The 20,088-nt window shown below is 35.3% G+C and carries 21 protein-coding genes and 2 pseudogenes; 10 read left to right on the top strand and 13 right to left on the bottom strand.

The window, feature by feature from the left end; all coding sequences use genetic code 11:
• Positions 1-237: 237 nt before the first annotated feature.
• Positions 238-1,614: a hemolysin family protein gene (locus BCI01S_RS07225; protein ID WP_047945012.1), complete on the top strand. Its 1,377-nt coding sequence runs from the start codon at positions 238-240 to the stop codon at positions 1,612-1,614.
• A 268-nt stretch (positions 1,615-1,882) separates the two neighbouring features.
• Here the strand turns inward: BCI01S_RS07225 and BCI01S_RS07230 are convergent, their stop codons facing one another.
• Complete coding sequence (locus BCI01S_RS07230) at positions 1,883-2,581, bottom strand: response regulator transcription factor (RefSeq protein WP_061797625.1); 699 nt, start codon at positions 2,579-2,581, stop codon at positions 1,883-1,885.
• A 232-nt stretch (positions 2,582-2,813) separates the two neighbouring features.
• On the opposite strand from BCI01S_RS07230, the gene corA reads away from it, so the two are divergent.
• From corA to BCI01S_RS07255, 5 genes are all read left to right on the top strand, one after another.
• Positions 2,814-3,761: a magnesium/cobalt transporter CorA gene (gene corA / locus BCI01S_RS07235; protein WP_061797628.1), complete on the top strand. Its 948-nt coding sequence runs from the start codon at positions 2,814-2,816 to the stop codon at positions 3,759-3,761.
• Between the two features lie 175 nt (positions 3,762-3,936).
• Positions 3,937-4,782 (top strand): YitT family protein, encoded by an 846-nt coding sequence (locus tag BCI01S_RS07240; protein WP_369989488.1) that lies wholly within the window; start codon positions 3,937-3,939, stop codon positions 4,780-4,782.
• Positions 4,783-4,978: 196 nt separating this feature from the next.
• Positions 4,979-5,773 (top strand): SGNH/GDSL hydrolase family protein, encoded by a 795-nt coding sequence (locus BCI01S_RS07245; protein ID WP_061797632.1) that lies wholly within the window; start codon positions 4,979-4,981, stop codon positions 5,771-5,773.
• On the top strand, positions 5,766-6,680 hold the full coding sequence (locus tag BCI01S_RS07250; RefSeq protein WP_082810010.1) for an ABC transporter ATP-binding protein: 915 nt from the start codon (positions 5,766-5,768) through the stop codon (positions 6,678-6,680). The genes BCI01S_RS07245 and BCI01S_RS07250 overlap by 8 nt, the downstream gene beginning before the upstream one ends.
• Positions 6,673-7,653, top strand: coding sequence for an ABC transporter permease (locus BCI01S_RS07255; protein WP_061797640.1), 981 nt, complete (start codon positions 6,673-6,675; stop codon positions 7,651-7,653). The genes BCI01S_RS07250 and BCI01S_RS07255 overlap by 8 nt, the downstream gene beginning before the upstream one ends.
• A 624-nt stretch (positions 7,654-8,277) precedes the next feature.
• Here the strand turns inward: BCI01S_RS07255 and BCI01S_RS07265 are convergent.
• The 11 genes and pseudogenes from BCI01S_RS07265 to BCI01S_RS25895 form a co-directional block, all read right to left on the bottom strand.
• Positions 8,278-8,658, bottom strand: coding sequence for a DUF4279 domain-containing protein (locus BCI01S_RS07265; RefSeq protein ID WP_373694324.1), 381 nt, complete (start codon positions 8,656-8,658; stop codon positions 8,278-8,280).
• 221 nt (positions 8,659-8,879) lie between these two features.
• On the bottom strand, positions 8,880-9,269 hold the full coding sequence (locus BCI01S_RS07270) for a tautomerase family protein (RefSeq protein ID WP_061797649.1): 390 nt from the start codon (positions 9,267-9,269) through the stop codon (positions 8,880-8,882).
• Positions 9,270-9,446: 177 nt separating this feature from the next.
• Positions 9,447-9,998, bottom strand: coding sequence for a hypothetical protein (locus BCI01S_RS07275; protein ID WP_235844456.1), 552 nt, complete (start codon positions 9,996-9,998; stop codon positions 9,447-9,449).
• 257 nt (positions 9,999-10,255) lie between these two features.
• Positions 10,256-10,639, bottom strand: coding sequence for a VOC family protein (locus tag BCI01S_RS07280; protein ID WP_061797659.1), 384 nt, complete (start codon positions 10,637-10,639; stop codon positions 10,256-10,258).
• 213 nt (positions 10,640-10,852) lie between these two features.
• Positions 10,853-11,029: an EVE domain-containing protein gene (locus BCI01S_RS24670; RefSeq protein WP_235844457.1), complete on the bottom strand. Its 177-nt coding sequence runs from the start codon at positions 11,027-11,029 to the stop codon at positions 10,853-10,855.
• A gap of 11 nt (positions 11,030-11,040) precedes the next feature.
• Positions 11,041-11,580 carry a DinB family protein gene (locus tag BCI01S_RS07285; protein WP_061797662.1) on the bottom strand — a complete coding sequence of 180 codons (540 nt, stop codon included), beginning with the start codon at positions 11,578-11,580 and terminating at the stop codon, positions 11,041-11,043.
• Between the two features lie 67 nt (positions 11,581-11,647).
• Positions 11,648-12,595 carry a helix-turn-helix transcriptional regulator gene (locus BCI01S_RS07290; RefSeq protein ID WP_061797666.1) on the bottom strand — a complete coding sequence of 316 codons (948 nt, stop codon included), beginning with the start codon at positions 12,593-12,595 and terminating at the stop codon, positions 11,648-11,650.
• A gap of 43 nt (positions 12,596-12,638) precedes the next feature.
• Complete coding sequence (locus tag BCI01S_RS25190) at positions 12,639-12,782, bottom strand: hypothetical protein (protein WP_156485397.1); 144 nt, start codon at positions 12,780-12,782, stop codon at positions 12,639-12,641.
• Between the two features lie 214 nt (positions 12,783-12,996).
• On the bottom strand, positions 12,997-14,001 hold the full coding sequence (locus BCI01S_RS07295) for a DUF3231 family protein (protein ID WP_061797668.1): 1,005 nt from the start codon (positions 13,999-14,001) through the stop codon (positions 12,997-12,999).
• A gap of 786 nt (positions 14,002-14,787) precedes the next feature.
• Entirely contained in the window at positions 14,788-15,150 is a 363-nt protein-coding gene (locus BCI01S_RS07300; protein WP_061797672.1) for a hypothetical protein, read from the bottom strand.
• Positions 15,151-15,249: 99 nt separating this feature from the next.
• A pseudogene (locus BCI01S_RS25895) lies at positions 15,250-15,474 on the bottom strand (hypothetical protein); the annotation flags it as partial.
• Between BCI01S_RS25895 and BCI01S_RS07310 the strand changes: the two are divergent.
• Positions 15,472-16,021, top strand: a pseudogene (locus tag BCI01S_RS07310) (substrate-binding domain-containing protein); the annotation flags it as partial. The pseudogenes BCI01S_RS25895 and BCI01S_RS07310 overlap by 3 nt on opposite strands.
• 290 nt (positions 16,022-16,311) lie before the next feature.
• On the opposite strand, the gene BCI01S_RS07315 reads toward BCI01S_RS07310, so the two are convergent.
• The gene (locus tag BCI01S_RS07315; protein ID WP_061797682.1) at positions 16,312-16,512 is read right to left on the bottom strand and encodes a hypothetical protein; all 201 of its coding nucleotides are present in this window, start codon (positions 16,510-16,512) and stop codon (positions 16,312-16,314) included.
• Between the two features lie 320 nt (positions 16,513-16,832).
• On the opposite strand from BCI01S_RS07315, the gene BCI01S_RS07320 reads away from it, so the two are divergent.
• The 3 genes from BCI01S_RS07320 (at position 16,833) to BCI01S_RS07330 (ending at position 20,060) form a co-directional block, all read left to right on the top strand.
• Positions 16,833-18,125 carry an ABC transporter substrate-binding protein gene (locus tag BCI01S_RS07320; protein ID WP_061797686.1) on the top strand — a complete coding sequence of 431 codons (1,293 nt, stop codon included), beginning with the start codon at positions 16,833-16,835 and terminating at the stop codon, positions 18,123-18,125.
• A gap of 169 nt (positions 18,126-18,294) precedes the next feature.
• A complete protein-coding gene (locus BCI01S_RS07325; RefSeq protein ID WP_061797906.1) occupies positions 18,295-19,194 on the top strand; it encodes a carbohydrate ABC transporter permease in 900 nt (299 codons plus the stop codon).
• Positions 19,191-20,060, top strand: coding sequence for a carbohydrate ABC transporter permease (locus tag BCI01S_RS07330; RefSeq protein ID WP_061797691.1), 870 nt, complete (start codon positions 19,191-19,193; stop codon positions 20,058-20,060). The genes BCI01S_RS07325 and BCI01S_RS07330 overlap by 4 nt, the downstream gene beginning before the upstream one ends.
• Positions 20,061-20,088 lie beyond the last annotated feature (28 nt).

Genomic DNA, 20,088 nt, shown 5'->3' on the forward strand with positions numbered 1-20,088 from the left:
AGCTTCTTTCATACAAACGTTTATTATACTAGCTTCCGCATCGAACCTGCTTTATAAATGTAATTTTTTTATAAAATATAAATCACTGGTGCATCCTCATGGCTGGAAAAACTGTGATTATGTGTAGAAAATAAAGAACTTTATTACTAGATTGTACTCGATAGAGATTTCGCTCATTTCAATCTGAATTAATCAGGAGGTGACTCCTTACTCGGTAAACGAGATAAGGAAATTTATTTGGACATATTTAACTTGGTTATAATAGCCATTTTAATTGCTTTGACTGCTTTTTTTGTAGCTTCAGAGTTTGCTATTATTAGAGTTCGTAGTTCAAGGATTAATCAGCTTATAGAGGAAGGTCATAAAAATGCCCTTTCCGCCAAAAAGGTTACTAGCAATCTCGATGAATACTTATCTGCCTGCCAATTAGGGATAACTGTTACAGCGCTCGGTATTGGTTGGATTGGCGAAGAAACAGTTCAGCACGTTTTAGCACCATTACTACAAATTATCCATGTTCCTGATACAGCAATAACCGTCTTATCCTTCTCTTTAGCATTCGCCTTCATTACTTTTTTACATGTAGTAGTTGGTGAACTTGCTCCCAAAACATTCGCCATTCATAAGGCAGAACAAATTACTTTATGGGCAGCAAAACCATTAATCCTATTTTATAAACTGCTTTATCCCTTTATATGGACTTTGAATGGCTCTTCTAGAATTATTACAAGAATGTTTGGAATAAAGGCTGCTTCTGAGCATGAGTTAGCACATACAGAAGAAGAACTTCGTATTATTGTTTCTGAAAGTTATAAAAATGGTGAAATCAACCAATCGGAGTTTAAATATGTAAATAATATTTTTGATTTTGATGATCGAATAGCTAAAGAAATTATGGTACCACGAACAGAAATTGCTTCTCTTGAACAATCAAGTACATTAGAGGAGTTGCTTAACCTTATCCAAAAAGAGCAATTTACTCGATATCCAATTACAGATGGGGATAAAGATCATATTATCGGCATGATTAATGTAAAAGAAATCATGACAGAGTTACTTAAATCAAGAGATCTAACGACTAAAACATTAAAGCCATATATAAGGCCTGTCATCCGTGTAATTGAAACCTATCCTATTCAAGATCTATTGTTAAAAATGCAAAAAGATCGTATTCATATGGCCATCTTAATGGATGAATATGGTGGAACATCTGGATTAGTTACAGTGGAAGATATTATTGAGGAAATTGTTGGCGATATATGGGATGAATTTGATCAGGAAGAGGTCCCTACTGTACGCACTATAAAGGAAAATCATTATATCTTGGATGCTAAGGTGTTAATAAATGAAGTAAATGCTTTACTGCAAATAGACATAAACGATGAAGTCATCGATACATTAGGCGGCTGGATTCTCACTTCTAATTACGAAGCGTCAGAAGGAGACACAGTTATGTTCAAATCTTACGCTTTTAAAATTGTGGAAATGGAAGACCATCATATTAAATACGTCGAAGTAAAAAAATTATCCGATGTCCCGGTACAGCAAACAAAGCATATTACGGTGCAGCAATCCATTCCCTCTCCTTCATCTGAGGCTGAGATTGTGTCCTAAAACATTTAATACCAACTTTAAATAGAGGGTGGGACATAAGTATTTCAATCAAATATACCCCCGAACAATTATACGTACACACTAAAAAATACTCGTATAATTGTTCGGGGGTTAATTAAATTTAAGAACGAAGGTTTGTGGTGATCACCGCAGCCTGAATACACTTCGCTTTCGATAGGGTACTCGTTAAGGCTATGTTCTCCTTCTAAGAGATTTCATTCAATGGCCGTAGCTGATTGAAGCAGAATGGAAATAAATTTTCTCTTCTTTAGTCATTCACCATTGACTCATCAAATTTATAACCTACACCCCAAATAGTATGAATAAAAGGTTGTTCCTTTGTGCCAATCTTATTTCTTAACCGTTTGATATGGACATCTACCGTTCTCTCATCCCCATAGAACTGATAGCCCCACACTCGATCTAATAGCTGTTCCCTTGTGAAAACTTGTTTTGGATTACTGATTAAATAATAGAGTAGATCAAATTCTTTCGGTGTTAAATTAGTCATTACTTTATTATTATAGATGACTTCTCTTGTTTCCTTGCTTATTTTAAAATGCTCTGTTGTAAGAAACTTGTCTTCAACCTGGTTCGTTGTTTCTTTTTGGTATCTTCTCGTTACCGCTTTAATTCTTGCCATCAATGTCAACGGGCTGAATGGTTTTGTTACGTAATCATCTGCCCCCATCTCCAGGCCAAGCACTTGATCTGATTCGCTGTCTTTTGCAGTAAGCATAATAATCGGAACAGAACTAACTTCTCTAATCTTACGGCAAATCGTAACGCCTTCCATTCCTGGCAGCATCCAATCAATAATGATAATATCCCAGTTTTGATTTTCTAGGAAAAAGTCTAAAGCTTCTTTTCCATTGTGAATAAAATTCCCTTCATATCCTTCTTTTAAGAAAAACATTTCCAGCATGGAGCAAACACTCTCATTATCTTCGATTACAAGTATTTTCATCCTAACACTTCCTATTTTCTAGCATTCCTTCTTTGCTACTTATTATAGCAGATGTAATGTGCAAGTTTCATTTCCAGCTAGCGAAAAGGAAGAAAAATAGTGTCTTTATTTGAAACAACCAAAACTCTAAACGATTCATCCAATATTTCTGCATAAAAAGTTTTTTAATTGTAGTAAACTAATAAAATGAACTATCCTAGTTAATAACACCACCTATAAAGGAGTTATTGATATGATTCATTCTCTCGCTATAAATAAAGAGAAGCAGCTACTCACTAATCTTTCCGTTGAAGAGCTAGTTGCAGGTGATTATGAATGGTTTTGGGTTGACTTTGATCAGCCAATCGATGAAGAAATTGAAAAATTACATCATCCTTTTAATTTTCACCCCTTATCTATTGAAGATTGTCTTCATAATTTACAAAGGCCTAAAATTGATTATTTTGAAACCTATACCTTTTTTGTCACTCATTGTTTAAATCCTAAAACAGTGAAGAAGGACGAGCTTAATATTTTTTTGGGGAAAAATTTTATCGTTACTTTCCATCATCATGCCTCTGTGGAAGTCAATGCCGTAAAAGAAATGTTACTAAAAGAGGAAACTGCAGCATGGACACAATACACGGTTCTTTATCAGCTACTCGATCACCTTGTAGATAATTATTTTCCTATTGTCTATGAAATTGAGGATTCTCTCGCAGAAATCGATGAAAATCCTACTAATAAAACGATGGAAGCATTGCTGGATGAATTATTTTCTACTAGGCACCAGCTGCTTTCCTTGCGACATACAGTCGTCCCAATGAAAGATTTATTACATCAAATGATTAATACGGAAAAACTGGCTGCTCTCTTAATGAAAAGAGAATATTATTCTGATATCTATGACCATTTATTAAAAATCAGTGAATTAATTGAATCCAATCGTGAATTAACAACAGACATAAGGGATAGTTATCTATCCTATAATTCTCATCATTCCAATCGAATTATGCAAATCCTTACTGTTATTACAACTATTTTTATGCCACTAAGTTTCTTAGCAGGCTTATATGGGATGAACTTTTTAAATATGCCGGAGCTGCACTGGCAATATGGATACTTCCTTCTATTATTTGTTATGGCCAGCATAGGAGTGGGCATGTTTATATTGTTCAAAAGAAAAGGATGGTTTAAATAATATTCTGTTATTAAATGCAGAGCATTGATTAGCTATATTTCAAAACTATTATGATAAAATAGAATTATCACTATTTTCACCATATAGGATTATTACATAGAATTTGGGGGGATTAACGATGGAGTCATCAAATTTTCAAACAGAGGCTATCCTAGAAAAACCACAGCATAAGATTATGCCGAAAAGAGTTTTAGCAAAGAGAATAATTTTCATTATTATCGGCAGTATTTTAATGGGAATAGGCATTGAGGAGTTTCTTGTTCCTAATAAAATACTAGATGGAGGAATTGTCGGAATTTCTATCATTCTCTCCCATTTATCTGGTGCGAAATTAGGCTATTTTATCTTTTTACTTAATATTCCCTTCTTCTATATCGGCTACAAGCAAATTGGCAAGACCTTTACTCTTTCCACTATGCTAGGTATCACAGTCCTTTCTCTTACTACAATTTTATTACACGATGTACCTGTATTTACATCTGATTTACTTCTCGCAACGGTATTTGGTGGTATTATCCTCGGCATTGGTGTGGGAATTGTCCTCCGTTTCGGCGGCTCCCTTGATGGAACAGAGGTATTAGCTCTCCTTTTCAGTAAAAAAAGCCCCTTTTCTGTTGGCGAAATCATTATGTTTTTTAACGTCTTCATCTTTATTAGTGCTGGATTTGTTTTCTCGTGGAATCGAGCAATGTATTCACTAATTGCCTATTTTATTGCTTTTAAGGTCATTGATATTGTTATAGCTGGTCTGGATGAATCAAAATCAGTCTGGATTATTAGCGATCATTCAGAAATCATCGGAGAAACGATATTAGCAAGACTTGGGCGCGGCGTTACATATCTAAAGGGTGAAGGTGCCTATACTGGTGACACGAAAAAAGTCATTTTCTGTGTCATTAACCGTCTCGAAGAAGCAAAACTTAAAACAATTATTGAAGAGTTGGACCCTGCTGCCTTTCTTGCCGTTGCCAACATCTCGGAAGTTCGCGGAGGCAGGTTTAAGAAAAAAGATATTCATTAATATTTTTCTCTTTGTTATTGCCTAAAAAGCTAAACATTTTTTAGGCTCCCTCTTTCTACGCAATCTTCCTTCTATGGGCACTTTGGAACCTTCCAAATAACTCCATACTTAGTCAGGAAAATAGAAAATCAAAACTATTCCTAGGTTTATTTCTCTTCTTTTTTGTGAAAAATTTCATTTGATAGGAGGTTATGATTTGCGGAAAAACATAACATTATCGATTATAATCGGCTCAAGCTTTGTTTGTTTACTTTGGCTAATTGGCTTAGGCTGGGTATTAATCGACTATAACATTCAGCCTGAAAGAAGCGCCAAAATAGCTAGTGAAGAGAAAATAAAAGAAATGGAGAAAGATGGCATCCGCCTTTTAGCTCTAGGTGATTCCCTTACCCGTGGAACCGGCGATGATACTGGGAAGGGTTATGTTGGTTATCTTTCTGATGCTCTAGAAGAAAAAACAGAGGAAGATATCACTATTACCAACTATGGGATCAAAGGATTAACGACCGATAAATTGGCCGAACAAGTAAAAGAAGACGAAGTACAAAGACAAATAACTCATGCTGATCTTCTCTTTATAACAATTGGCGGGAACGATCTTTTTCAAGGGGGAGAATCCTTATCCGAACTCAATGAAGATTCTATAAACAAATTAATGAAAGCTTATTCCAAGCAATTGCAGGCGGTACTTACATCGATTCGATCCATTAATAAAGACGCCTCCATCTATTTAATGGGCTTATATAATCCTTTTAATGATTTAGACAATAGTGCTTTAACTTCCCAGGTAGTCCGCACTTGGAATAATGCGACTGCTGAAATATGTGCTAATTATCCGCAAACTATTTTTGTTCCAACCTATGATATTTTTCAGCAGAATGTTCAGCAATATTTATATTCTGACCATTTCCATCCAAATAAAAAGGGCTATCAGCTGATGGCTGAACGGGTAGCATCCCTTATTTCCTGGGAGGTAAATGACAATGAGTGACATTACGTTATCAGTTTCGCATTTAACGAAAAAAATCGGAAAGCGGGCTATTATTAAAGACATTAGCTTTGAATTAAAAAGCGGAGAAGTATTTGGTTTTCTTGGACCAAATGGTGCTGGGAAAACAACAACCATCCGGATGCTTGTTGGATTAATCAAACCTACCTCTGGTCAAATATCCATTTGCGGCTATGATGTCAAAAAAGATTTTGCCAAAGCAATGGAGCGCTTAGGCTGTATTGTGGAAAATCCAGAGCTTTATCCTTATTTGACCGGATGGGAAAACTTAAAATACTTTGCCCGAATGCTGACAAATGCAGATGATAAGCGAATAGCAGAAGTTGTGGAATTAGTAGGATTAACGGAACGCATTCATGACAAAGTAAAAACATATTCCCTAGGAATGCGCCAGCGTCTTGGAATTGGACAGGCATTATTAAGCAGGCCGAAAGTTTTGATACTAGATGAACCAACCAATGGATTAGACCCTTCTGGTATAAGAGAAATGAGGCAGTTCATTCGTTTTCTGGCAAAAGAAGAAGGTCTAAGTGTATTAGTATCCAGCCATTTATTAAGTGAGATTCAGCTCTTATGTGATCGTGTATCCATTATTTTAGACGGAAAAATTATCCATACTGAATCAGTACATACTTTACTGACGCAAAAGGAAAAATTAATTTGGCGATTTACCCCGTTAGAAAAGGGAATAGAAATCTTGAATAAACTTGCTCCATCTGTCACAGTCCGGGAAGAAATGGTGATTACCCCCTACATAGAAGAAGAAGTTTCTATGTGGAGCCGTTCATTGATGGAAGCCAATGTCGCTATAAAAGAAATGAATCGGCAAATCCCTTCTCTTGAGCATCTGTTCTTAGAGCTGACAGGAGGTGATTCTGCCGGTGAATAAACTCATCTATAATGAAATGCTAAAGCTTGTGAAAAGTAAGCGATTATTGGTTGTAACGATTATTATCGGAATAATGATCACGATGTTCACCTACGCACAGCATCGTGAAATGGAAAATGTCAAAAAAAGAATTGGCGATACAGACTGGCGTGTCACCCTGCAGCAATCAATTGTCGATATGCAAAACAGAATCGGTTCAAGTGGGATTTCCGAAGAATTCCGCTCCCAGTTAAAAGTTCGCATCGACCAAAGTCAGTATTATCTCGATCATAACATCAACCCGCAAGATCCAGGTGCTCCCACCTTTTTGCGCGTGTTTCTCGATAATTCCATTCAGCTGCTTCTACCGTTAATGGTAATGATTATTTCAGCTGATATGGTTTCTTCAGAAAAAAGTTTAGGGACCATTAAGCTGCTGCTGACAAGACCGGTACGGCGTTGGAAAATTCTTTTAAGCAAATATATTACGCTTATTCTCTCGGTCTCCTTTATCTTACTTATGTTCGGGCTATTTTCTTATCTTATTTCCGGATTATTCTTTGGATATACAGGGTGGACCGCACCAATGCTAACTGGATTTACCGTGGAGGCTGGTGAATTAAATACTGCCAATGTCCATTTAGTCCCGCAATGGCAATACATTCTCATGATTTTTGGACTCGGCTGGTTTGTGTCTGTTGTCGTAGGGACACTTTCCTTTATGTTCTCTGTCCTTATTAAAAGTACAGCTGCAGGAATGGGCGCTATGCTCGCATTCTTGATTTCTGGTACTATCATTAGTTCGATCGCTTCTTCATGGGAATCAGCCAAATACTTTTTCATGGTAAACTTGCGTCTAACAGATTATCTCCAAGGGAATATACCGCCAATAGAAGGCATGTCCCTGCCATTTTCCCTGATGGTACTATCTATTTGGGGATTAGCAGGGATTATTATCTCCTTCCTTGTCTTTACGAGAAGGGATGTTTACTAAAGTTTAATGTTGTTATACGCATAAAAACGGAACTTCCCATTTTGGGAGAAGTTCCGTTTTTGCTTATATACTTTCAGCTTGTTTGACTAACGCACCCTTTCGTATTATAAGGTCAGCCAGAGAATTCTGGTTGACTATTTTTTATTCAATTTATAGATTGCTAGTAGCCGGGGAAGAACGAACGCACCCGTGGGACTTGATCCCGACAACTAAACTGTTCTCCTAGCTGGTTTAGTTGAATAAGAACTCATTCCTTGACCATTAGATTTTAAATAACAATTTGATTAAGTATTAGCCCTAAAATTAAAAACCCAACAATAAAAGCACCTATATGAATTAAAATCTTATATCTCAACTTAATTTTTAATAAGAAATATAACTTAAAGACGAAATAAATTATTATCAAATCAATAGGTGTCTTTATCAGTGAAACAATTAATTTATTATTGATATGGAACTGTTCATAAATAAAGTCCTTAAAAAAATAATTATTTGCTATACCAATCATAGAAAAAATGACTTGATAAACAAAAAATTTAAAGAGGTTCATACAATTCCAACTCCCCTATAAATAGCGTTAATCCCTTCTTTAATTAATCCACCATTACTTCAATAAGGGATTATTCAAATGCCCTTGTAAGGGTTAGCATACAAATCAATATCAAATTCAGCTCTAATACTATTTGCGAATTCAATTTGTTCATTATCAAGTTGTAAACCTGGCGTTTCCCCATTTTCCATAATTATTAATATTGAGAAATTACATTCCAGATTATACTTGGATTTTAACTGATTAATAATAGTTGCTTTATTTTTTAATGGTCCTATAATCTGGTCCAGTTGTTCTTTTACATCATAGGATTCTTGATAGTCCGTACCGAATTTCCAAGCGGTTTCTTTTCGAAATTGGACTTTAGTTGAAACAACATTTGGATTATATTTTTTTGCTATGACTTCACCCTTTTTATAGGATTTAGTTGGTTTATTTCCCAGTATCTCAGTCACATTGTAATTGGAAAGTTATCTCCGTATAAATTAAAATAAACCTTAACCTGAGTTTTATCCAAGTGAAAATCCCCCATTGAGTCCGATTTTCCATAAAATGATTATGCAATTCATTATTGAACTATCCTTCCCCGTTAGCCCCATAACAAAAAAGGAACGCCGCAGCGAATCTTTTTGTGCTCAGCACTCGTTCGTTGAGCAATCAGCTGACCACCTTATTTTCAAATATTAACTTTATAATTTAGTGTAAGTTCATCACCTGGTAATCCCCTAATTCCCCAATTATGTTTAGGGGTTTCATATATGGTGATTTCCACATCACAAGAGGTTATGTTTAACTCGTTTTTAATTCGTTTGAACAGTAAATTAATCAACTTCTTCTTACTTTCTATTGTCCTACCTTCAAATATACTTATTTCAATTATGGTATAATCCTCTGTTCTTCCGTCCGCAAATAAAAAATCATCTTTATCCATAGGAAAGAAGCGATGAAACCTCTTTTCTGATGGATACTGAAATGCATCCATAACACAAGAATGTATTACCTCAGATAATTGTTTTTTAATTGGGTTTAAACTTTCTTTGAGACCAAACACTCTAATTTGTGCCATTCTCGATTCATCCTTCCTTATCTACTCTAAACTCATCTGACTTAATTAAAAGATATTCAATAAACTTTATAAAAATCCTTCTTCAACTATCCTGCTCCTTTAATACCTTAATAGATAAAAGTGCATTCATCCTTCTTGAATCAATGCAACAGTTAGCTAAAGAACTAGTGTATTATCTTATCTCTTTAAAGTCCCTATCCAAACATCACCCTTGTCGAGACTATATTGCAGGAAACTCCCATCTTCATCTTTAATTCTTACGGCATCATAGACTTTCCCCTTAATTCTTGATACTTCTTTTTCGGTTAAAGCACCTTCTTCTAACCATTCATTTAAGTCATTTTCATCGTAATAATCACTCTCTATATGCAAATCCCATTCAAATTGTTCTAACTTGTCTCTCAAAGAATGAAATTTATCAAATGGAAACCCCTTATTTTCTTGCCTTCTTTTGAAGGTTTCATCATAAAAATCAAGACAATTTCTATATGCGACAACAATTTGTGAATTAATAAAATGAGGGTCATAAAGCCAGAGTTTCAAATAAAAGTCTTCATCTTCTTTTTTCATTTTTTGATGCCACTCTAGGTAAACTTCGATCATTGCATCAAGTAAAAGGCTTTTATACCAATTAGGAGGATTTCTTCGTTCTAATTTATAAAAAGGATTAATCCATAATTTTTCGTATTGTCTTTGATAATTCCTTAAGTAGTCCATATCTAAATTCATTGCATTTTGCTTCCATCTTTCGATTTTTCTTTTATGTCTTTTCCAACCTCGTATTTTCTTCTTTTTTGAAAAATAAAACACTTGTACACTTCCTTTATTGATTTATATAACTCAATGATACCTTATCTTCTTGTTTAACTAACCTCCCTCAATAAAAAATGCGATACCCCTGTCCTAAAATTAAGACAGGGGTCATAAAGTTGTTGTTAAATTGTTTAGAAAAAACACATTATTGGATAATATATTCTATCATAAAGTTACTCCTGCATTATCTGAATAAGGTTGCCGCATGTATCGTCGAAAACAGCTATTGTTACTTCGCCCATTTTTTTCGGCTCCATTGTAAACTTCACGCCGTTTTCCAATAATCGTTCATACTCTTTACGAATATCTGCCACGCCAAACATTGTAACCGGGATGCCTTCGGTAAACAGTTTCTTTTGATACTCTTTAGCGGCTGGATGGTTATTAGGTTCGAGCAAAAGCTCGGTACCTTCTTTGTCTTCGGGAGAAACAAGCGTTATCCACCTATATTCTCCTGCTGGAACGTCATGCTTTTTTACAAAGCCCAAGGTTTCTGAATAAAACTCAAGTGCCTTGTCTTGATCTTGTACGAATATACTGGTAACAATGATTTTCATATTTCTTTTCCTCCTTTGATATTGAAATGTATGTTGCTCTAGTCTCATTAACTATTTATATTATACTATTAAGAGCGAATAATAAAGTCAGCTCAATTTTTGGGAGAAACAATGGTTCTCTCTACAATAAACCTGAACCTATAGTTACATAAAAAATATTCATTTGCAGTTAGTGTACACTTGTAAATTCCTTCTTTTACTCTGCTTCTTACATTAGATATCAATAAATGTAATATAGCAGCCAATCACCTGCAGACATTTGACGCAAAAGTGATTGGCTGCCATACCGTGACACAGCTTTGCAAACCCACCTTCTATGGCTAAATTTTTATGAGAGGCGGATTCAACACCAATCCAATATCTGCTATTCTGACTTGTTAGATCCGCCATGACTCAATCCCCTACTCCTCAAATGCTAAACTCGTTTTCAACCGATCTAGTTGTAAGAAATGATGTCTGTAATGCATTACAATCAACAAAAACCACTCCTGTGCGTTTAATGCACCAAATGCCGGATGAAGCATCTTATTACTTACGACCGATTGATGTAAGATTGACTCCATATTCCTCATCCGTTCTACAACCCTATGAAGCCCATCTACCAGGTACTCCATGCTCTCAGGTGGTTGCGGAGTATAATTCGGCGAAGCAGGGACCTTAATACGAACGGCAGGAAATTGTTCTATTTTAAACACTGCCTTCCCCTGCTCCGTTTTTTCCATCGCTGGATTCAATGTCGATTCGCTGCCATCTAAACATTGCTCGGCATTATGCAGATGAATAAAAGCTGATTGAATTAAATGTACATACATCTGTCCAATGGACCAATCATCCTCGTTCAACTTTCTATTTAATTTCTCCATATTAAATTTTTTTAGTTCTGCCAAATATCTTTCTACTGTAATTTCAAATGACTTCAAAACTTCTTTTGTACTACTCATCCATCTAGCAACTCCTCATCATTTTGATATATTCATAGTATAAAAAAACACTACTGACAGGTGTATGTCAGTAGTGTTCTAAAATTTTTCTCGCTACTTCTCGAACCTTGTGACGCAAAGATTTCGGTTCAATCACCTCAATATCTCCGCCAAAGCCAAGTAAAAAATGCAATATTTCCTCCGGATATCGAACACGAAATTGAAAGATAACCTCCTTCTCCCGCTCTTCAATGGTATCAATATAAAAATTAACTGCCTCTATAATCTTGTCGGCGATTTCTGGGGTTGCCCTAATTAAGATTTTTTCATCTCGATTGTCAGGTGGCCGATAGCTGCTTAGGTCAAAATTATTTGGTAAAAGAAATCGTTCCTCCAACACAGAAAGTTCGGTCATCCGTGACAAGCGAAAATGACGTATATCTTGTCTCAAATCACAGTGTGCGATTAATATCCAATTTCCATGAACTAGTGTTAATCCATATGGAGAAACCTTACGCTTATTTTTCCGCTTCCCATCATTTCCTGGCATATTTTTGATATACACAAAACTGATTTTGCATTGTTTCAATATTGCGTCACGAACTTGATTAAGATAAGTTCTTACCCTATCTTCAGTTGATGGTTCACCTATATGAAGCAGTCGCATGGTTTCCCGAACAAGTGTTGACTGGTTGCGAACTGATTCCGATAAAGTAGCCTCGATTTTTCTTTTAGCAGTCTTAGCATAAATACCGTAATCAGTATCCAACCTTTGTTCAATAAAATCAGCTCCCATGAGCAGAGATACTGCCTCTTCTGCTGTAAAACTAACCGGGGGCAGAAAATATCCTTCCATTAAGGAATAACCCAGACCAGGAGCGCCTAAAATCGGAACCCCAGCCTCACTTAGTGCTTGAATGTCCCTATATATCGTACGCACACTTGTCTCAAATTGAGAAGCTAAATCTTCTGCCCTCAGCGTTTTGCTTCGCTGTAATTCAAGCGTGATTGCAAGCTGCCGCTCGGTTTTGTTCATTTTTTGCTGTCCTCCACAGTTTATCTTTCAAAAATCTATTAATTCAATCAAAGTTCCCGCCCAATAGTTGAATAGCAGCATGCAGATTTCTAAAAAAGGATCCACTTTGCAATGTATACGCGCTAAATGCTTCGATTTGTTGCCTCGTAACGATTCTAAATTTCGCTATCCAACTAAAATTCCCCATAGCAACTCTCTGGTTTCCATCCATGTTCACCAATTCTTAATCTAACAAATATTCTTCAGCAGAATTAATCATCTCTATCCTCAATTTGCAGATTTATTTCTTATAATATCATAAAAAGTTTTGTACTAAATGCCCCGTTAGTCCAATAAGGAAAAATGATGCAGCTTACATTAACAAAAGCGTTGTTGAACTGAGATCAACAACGCTCCTGGTTTTAATATCCCCCTAATTCTTTTCTATTTGGGGCATGTGGTGGTTCCTCCATCCATCCCCTGTCCATTAAAATATCAGCCCCATCCTTTCCAAACTTCAAAATTTCAGGAATTAATTTCAAATATTCAGTAGACAGGTCAATTCGTGATGTGATAGATAATGCATGCCCAATATAGGTCAACCCTTGCGTATTAAGCGTGGTTACAAGGTTCATAATTAACCTTTCCGAAAATGGAGATATAGTAGAGGTTGAAACTTCGGTATTAATCATGATAGTGCCAAGTAAATCATCTTTAATTAAGGCATCATTCAGAAAGCGTATTTGTTTTTTAGCTAACTCTTTTCCTTTAATTAAATAATTTTTTATCTCTTTATCTTTTACAACTTGAATAAAAGCTGTGAGTAAGATTAAACCAAAATAGTTCCTTTCAATGTTAAAAAACATTTCAGAAATTTCAAGTACATTTAGTGGTCGTTTTGGTTCAATAAATTTAGATAATAGGCCTTCTTTAGTAACAAACTCGACTGAATCAGGATATGGAATCATTGTTGGTCTATCATATATTCCTTTAGATAGCATCAGATCAACTGATTTATTATAAAGGTCTAATGAAGAAGTCAAACAATTAGAGAAAAAAGTTCTAATATCTTCTCTTGCAACATTAGAAAGCTGAATACTATAGTTCATTAAACCTATCCGACTCATCCCATAGATATAGCTTACTGAAAATAAATCAAAAAACAAAGGTGGTGCTGTGAGGTCAAGATCATCATCTGAAAATCCCTTTGGAATAGGAAAACCTTCACTTTTAAATATACTTTCTATTTCTTCTATATGTTTATTAGATATATCTAAAGTTAGTTGAATTAGAGGGTTAACATCTTTATAGTTCGAATGATGTAAGAAATGCTTTGTAAGACAGATGGACAAACTATCGGATATATAAGTTCCCCACAAACCTGCAATTTCAGTTGATGATAAGCCTACTGAATGTCTTGGCTCCATTGAAAATCTCCTTTTACAATAATATTTTTTCTAATTTAAGTATGCTCAGTACAAAGCTATATATACCGTGAAATCGAGTTGCCCTAACATTATTCCTGCTCCGCCCAACTATACACTTCTTTCAAACCCTTTCAAATAATAAGTATTAATCATGTAAATAAGCTGAATAATAACAGTATAACTATTGATTTAAAGGCCGTTTCTTTCTTCCGCATGAAAAGGCAACAGCCCTCTCAGTTTACAAATGGTTATGGAGATTCATCCCTTCAAAATTATGGCTTTCGACCCCCTCCTAACTTTCTATGTTTAAAGACTAAAGTACTTTAATCCTCCCAGATTCGCTACAAGCGAATGGCTCGTTCTTACTTGGCAGGAATCCCACCCGCTATATGGATACGACGAACAAATTAAATGCATAATTTGTTCAACATTTTCTTGATTACTATCCGTCTTTATAAAATGTACTGGCTTTGGGTAATTAAAGTTTATCTTTTCTTTCCCCTTAAAATATGAATTTATCGAGTATTTTTGATCAAATTTAATTATAAGGATATACATACTATTTCAGAATGAATAGTGCAGATAAAGCAAAAACTGTTCAAATGATAAACGATACCAATAAAATGAGATAAATGGGTGGGAACAGTAACTTTATCCTACCAGGAGAAGTTTTTTTATTACCTCGATTAAGCTCTCTGGAACCATAAAAAAGTGCTTTCCTTCTTTCAGGAAAGCACCCGTTAGCACAATAACAAAAGTATTTTTAATCAAAAATAAAAAATCGATTCATTTTAGACGGTTCTCCAAGGATTCGATTGCTAGTTTAATTGCAGCTAAGCGACGCTTATTTAATGTTTCTTGGGAACTACCTTCCTTCGCTTTTGCTATCTGTTTTTCTATTGATGGCATAATCCCCTGTAAAATATCTTTAGACGCCAAAATATTCTCTTTATCATAGAGAAAGTCTCCCCTACCCCATGCGTCTTTGAGGCTCTCCAATCCTATCTTTATGGAATTTCGTCTCTTTTTAACAATGGTTGTATTTGCACCTTTTTCTGTCATACTATTATAGGCGTTTGAAAGTTTGTTTAAAGTTGATTCCAAGGATTTAATGGACAAATCTTGAATTTCTTGGCTAATATTTCTCATCTGCAAACCTCCTTTGTCTTTTCATTGGTAATCTATTTTGCAGAAAAAACGATAAACAATTCCTAGCCATATATTTTAACAAAGAATCATATAGAAAACTTATTCCTTTTTACTTTGTGCCAACAAACGTTTTAAGTTATCATCAATAAATTTATTATTAGCTTTATTTATTCCACGCCCCGCAAAATGTCCCCAGACGGAATTAATAGGATAAAATTCAGAATTAGGTATAAGCTTTGCCTCGTATGCGTTATCTGCAGAAGTACAGAAAAGTTCTGTGCGTCCTGGCATAACTAACGTAAGCGCTTTAATACTTTTGAGCGTCTCCTCTTCCGTTCCGTTTCAAATCTAGAGCTTAAACAAACGCTCTTTGATGGAACTGCAGATATAGTTTTTATGCTCGACGAACCCATTCTTTCCACAGGGCTTGAAGTAGAGCCTTTAATAGAAGAAACCTTTCGATTTTTTGCAGCACGTGATTATCCTCTTGCAAAAATACTGTCCTGCCGGAAGAAGATTTTCACGGAGAAGTATTTCTGGTTAATGAAAAAGGGTGTATCTATCGAACTATGTTTGATCAGTCTTTTGAGAAAAAAGGTATTGATACTGTTACTTATTTAGAATTTCAAAACGCTGAAGCGATTAAACAATGTGCAATTACAGAAATTGGTATTGCCTTCCTCCTGAAATAACAGTCGAAGCTGAAGTTGAACGGGGTGACCATGTTGCTCTTCCATGGCAAAATCCAGACTTACATGTTTATACCCAAATGTTATGGCATAAAGACAAATGGCTTTCACCTATTATATTATCTTTCATAGAAGCAGCAAAAGAAGTATTAGCTATAAAGGCTATTAATAAGAGCATATGAGCGATTGATTCTTATAAAAAATTCTTTCTGCCAAAAAAAGGCATCTTGGTTTATTAACTAGATGCCTTACCTTATCCTGATTCATAAAATAGAAGTTTCACTTATTCTCCTCCCTTCACCCCCATGATTTTAAATAGATGTATTCATGTTCTCCTATACTATGATTTAACTCTTTATCTCTTAACTGGTAACATAAGATTTAAATAAGCTTAAGGTTGGTCATAATCATTTAGAAGAACTTCTAATAAGGTAATTGGTTGTTTTATCCAGCATTTGTCCATATTTATCCTCTAATTCTTTTGGTAATAACTTTCCTTTAATTCTATAAACCCAATGTCCACATTAAATGCCTCAGTAATTGAGCAGAACTGTTCAATTTCGATAGAAACTTTATATTCTAACTCCTCCTGCTTCATACCCGCCACAATCGATTTAAGTCTTTGAAAATTACTTTCTACCATGGAGGAAAACATTCCAACAATAGGCTCCATTTGAGCATTACTCTTTAAATCTACTACCCTATTAAACGCTCCCTTTTATTACAATATCTCCTTTCAATATACGCAAACTTAAAAGAATTTCCATTAAGTATTCCTCTAAGATTCTAGACTGCGAAAAGGTTTTCCTCCCCTAATGAAAGCTGGAACGCCCTATTTCTACGAACTCCCGCACATTTTCAATAGTAGCTCCCTTAGTATAGTGAATATATAAAATGCAGGGAAATCTAAAATAGACGGTTATATGTTTAATAGATAATGATAAGGGTATTTTATAAATTGCGGTAACTAACTTACTTACTGGAGGAAAAATTATGAAAAAAAGTATTTCTTTTTTTATAGTAATGATGATGATAATCGGAATTCTTTCTGGTTGTTCCAGCAAGGATTCCAGTGCAAGTGGGAAAACACAGGACGGAAAGACTGTAGTTAATTTTTGGAGTTTCTGGGGATCGGAAACACGAAGACCCATTATCGAGAAAATCGTAAAGGATTTCAATGAATCACAAGATAAAATTCTAGTAAAACATACTTACTTGCCATGGGGAGACATCTGGACGAAAAATTTAGCTTCCGTTGCTGCCGGTAGTCCAGCTGATGTCATCATAAATGATATTAATACAGTTGCCCAAAGAGCAGAGAATCAACAAGTAGAGGAAATCACGGAATATGTGGATGATAATTTCCAAAAGCAGTTCTATCCACATTTATGGAACGCAGTTGTACATAAAGATAAGGTTTATGGAGTGCCCTTTAATACAGATACTAGACTCTTATTCTATAATAAAAAAGCTTTTGAAGAAGCAGGTCTTGATCCTAATCAACCACCTTCCACATGGACAGAACTAGAAGAATATGCAGAAAAATTAGATAAAAAACAAGGAAATACATATGAAAGAATTGGCTTTTACCCATTGTGGGGAAGTACAGGACCCTCCTCGTGGATGACTAATGCAGACAATGGTACAGGCTATATGAATAATGGAGAGCTAGCAATCCATACTCCAAGAAAAATTGCCGCTTTAGAATGGCTGCTACAATGGAAAAATCGTCTAGGGGATAAAACAGTTCAAGCATTCCAAGCGGAGTTTGGGAGTGAACAATCAAATCCCTTTATAGCGGGTAAAGTTGCTATGTGGATGGATGTTGGTACATTCTATACCCAAATTCGTGACTATGGTAAGGACTTAGAGGTGGGAGTAGCAGCTATCCCTTCCTTTGAAGAAGGAGAAGGGCATTGGGCCGAAGGTGGAGGATTTGTTGCTGAAATTCCAAAAGGCTCCAAGCATCCTAAGGAAGCGATGGAATTTATAAAATATTTAACAGGTTCAGAAGCACAAACGTATTGGGCTGAAAAGAATTTTGACAATGTGGCAAATATTAAGGGTGCAGAAACAGCAGCCACTCATTTAACAGGGATGGAAAAGGAAATATATAATGCAATGGTCAAAAATCTGGAAGTAACGAATATATACCCAACACCTGTTGAATATCCTGATTATCAAAATACAATCAACCCGATTATCGATAATGTAATGCTGGAAAAAACTACCCCAGAAAAAGGGCTTAAACAGGCCGAGGAGCAAGTCAAAAAGTTGAAGCAATAATACGTAAGAGAAGGGATAGTAATTCCTTCTCTTCTCTATATTTGAAAAGGGACAATGAAGAAAAATCATCAATAAAGGAGAAGAAAACTTTATGACGGGAAAAACAGAAATAGGCATCTCCAAAAATTTAGAATCACCGAAAAAGAAACGACCTATAAAAACGGCAAAAATGACAAGAGCAAGAAAAAATAATGTGATTGGCTATCTATTTATCAGCCCATGGATTATCGGATTCATCGGACTAATGCTGGGTCCTATGCTCTTTTCTTTCTATGCAAGTTTTACTGACTACAATATAACATCGAAAATGAATTTTATTGGCCTAGCAAACTATAAACAGATGTTTACAGTAGACGATATGTTTTGGACATCATTATGGAATACTTTATATTATGTACTTTTTTCTGTGCCGATAACCACAGCAGGAGCCTTGCTGCTCGCGGTTTTGCTTAATCAGAAGGTTAAGGGAATGAAAATTTTTCGCACCATTTTTTATTTACCTGCAGTACTTTCAGGTGTAGCGGTTTATTTTTTATGGATGCAATTGCTAAGCCCCTCCACTGGAATGGTCAATACCATGTTAAGCTGGATTGGAATAGAAGGACCTGCTTGGCTGTTTGATCCTAAATGGACAAAGCCTGCATTAATACTCATGAAGATATGGAGCGTAGGTGGAGGCATGCTTCTGTATTTAGCTAGTTTACAGGGGGTATCGAAAAATTTGTATGAAGCTGCCGAAATAGATGGTGCTAATATATTTCAAAAGTTTTTTCATATCACCTTGCCCATGGTTTCTCCGGTAATTTTTTTTGATTTAGTAACAAGCACAATCGGTTCTTTTCAAATTTTCCAGGAAGCATACGTAATGTCGGAATCAGGAAATGGCGGACCAGCAAATTCACTCTTATTCTATAATTTACATATGTGGAATAATGCCTTTAAAACATTTGATATGGGATATGCCTCTGGAATGGCATGGATATTATTCGTTATTATCATGATTCTTACTGTATTTCAGCTAAAAATCAGTAAACGCTGGGTTCATTATGAAGGAGGAAATGATAAATGAAATCTATAAGCACTTCTAAATTATCCAAACAAAAATCTTCGTCCATAAAGCTTAGAAAGCTATTCGTTCTTTTCTTATTATTAACTGGAAGTATCATTATTTTATCACCTTTATTTTGGATGATATCGACGTCACTAAAATCTCCAGCCGAAATAGCTCAATATCCTCCATCCTTGATACCGAAAGAATTTCATTTTTCTAATTACATAGAAGCATGGAAAACAGCTGCCTTTACAAGATGGACAATGAATACTTTATTTATTGCTGTTTTCGTCATGATTGGAAATGTATTAGTAAATTCATTAATCGCATATGGTTTTGCAAAAATCCCTTTTAAAGGAAAGAATATCTTGTTTGTTCTAGTTATTTCAACAATGCTGATCCCTGGTTTTGTCACATTAGTACCGCAGTATATTTTATTTTCTAAATTAGGTTGGCTGAACACTTATTTACCATTAATAGTACCAGCCTTTTTAGGGAGCACGTTTTTCATTTTTCTATTACGACAGTTTACTGCCTCTATCCCTGATGAGCTAATTGAAGCAGCAATGCTAGATGGAGCCAGTCACTTGCAAATTTGGTGGAAAATTATTTTACCATTAACTAGACCAGCCTTAATAACAGTAGCTATTTTTTCCTTCAATGGAGCCTGGAACGATTTATTAGGACCATTGCTATACATAAATGACGAGAATTTATACACCTTACAAATCGGCCTGACAACTTTCAAAGGAACAGTACAGACACAATGGCATTATTTAATGTCCATGTCCGTAATGGTTTTATTGCCCGTGTTATTATTATTTTTCTTCTTTCAACGCTATTTTATCGAAGGCTCCAATATTTCTTCGAGCAGAAAAGGTTAATATTGATAAAAGTACCATCCGGTGAACG

The sequence above is a fragment of the Niallia circulans NBRC 13626 genome (genome assembly GCF_001591585.1).
Lineage (GTDB): Bacteria > Bacillota > Bacilli > Bacillales > Cytobacillaceae > Niallia > Niallia circulans.

Coding starts and splice junctions, on each gene's coding strand:
- BCI01S_RS07230 (WP_061797625.1), bottom strand. CDS start 2,581: ATGAAAATACTTGTAATCGAAGATAATGAGAGTGTTTGCTCCATGCTG.
- corA (WP_061797628.1), top strand. CDS start 2,814: ATGATTCATTCTCTCGCTATAAATAAAGAGAAGCAGCTACTCACTAAT.
- BCI01S_RS07240 (WP_369989488.1), top strand. CDS start 3,937: ATGCCGAAAAGAGTTTTAGCAAAGAGAATAATTTTCATTATTATCGGC.
- BCI01S_RS07250 (WP_082810010.1), top strand. CDS start 5,766: ATGAGTGACATTACGTTATCAGTTTCGCATTTAACGAAAAAAATCGGA.
- BCI01S_RS07270 (WP_061797649.1), bottom strand. CDS start 9,269: ATGGCACAAATTAGAGTGTTTGGTCTCAAAGAAAGTTTAAACCCAATT.
- BCI01S_RS07275 (WP_235844456.1), bottom strand. CDS start 9,998: ATGAATTTAGATATGGACTACTTAAGGAATTATCAAAGACAATACGAA.
- BCI01S_RS07280 (WP_061797659.1), bottom strand. CDS start 10,639: ATGAAAATCATTGTTACCAGTATATTCGTACAAGATCAAGACAAGGCA.
- BCI01S_RS24670 (WP_235844457.1), bottom strand. CDS start 11,029: ATGGCGGATCTAACAAGTCAGAATAGCAGATATTGGATTGGTGTTGAA.
- BCI01S_RS07285 (WP_061797662.1), bottom strand. CDS start 11,580: ATGAGTAGTACAAAAGAAGTTTTGAAGTCATTTGAAATTACAGTAGAA.
- BCI01S_RS07290 (WP_061797666.1), bottom strand. CDS start 12,595: ATGAACAAAACCGAGCGGCAGCTTGCAATCACGCTTGAATTACAGCGA.
- BCI01S_RS25190 (WP_156485397.1), bottom strand. CDS start 12,782: ATGGGGAATTTTAGTTGGATAGCGAAATTTAGAATCGTTACGAGGCAA.
- BCI01S_RS07295 (WP_061797668.1), bottom strand. CDS start 14,001: ATGGAGCCAAGACATTCAGTAGGCTTATCATCAACTGAAATTGCAGGT.
- BCI01S_RS07300 (WP_061797672.1), bottom strand. CDS start 15,150: ATGAGAAATATTAGCCAAGAAATTCAAGATTTGTCCATTAAATCCTTG.
- BCI01S_RS07315 (WP_061797682.1), bottom strand. CDS start 16,512: ATGGAGCCTATTGTTGGAATGTTTTCCTCCATGGTAGAAAGTAATTTT.
- BCI01S_RS07320 (WP_061797686.1), top strand. CDS start 16,833: ATGAAAAAAAGTATTTCTTTTTTTATAGTAATGATGATGATAATCGGA.
- BCI01S_RS07325 (WP_061797906.1), top strand. CDS start 18,295: ATGACAAGAGCAAGAAAAAATAATGTGATTGGCTATCTATTTATCAGC.
- BCI01S_RS07330 (WP_061797691.1), top strand. CDS start 19,191: ATGAAATCTATAAGCACTTCTAAATTATCCAAACAAAAATCTTCGTCC.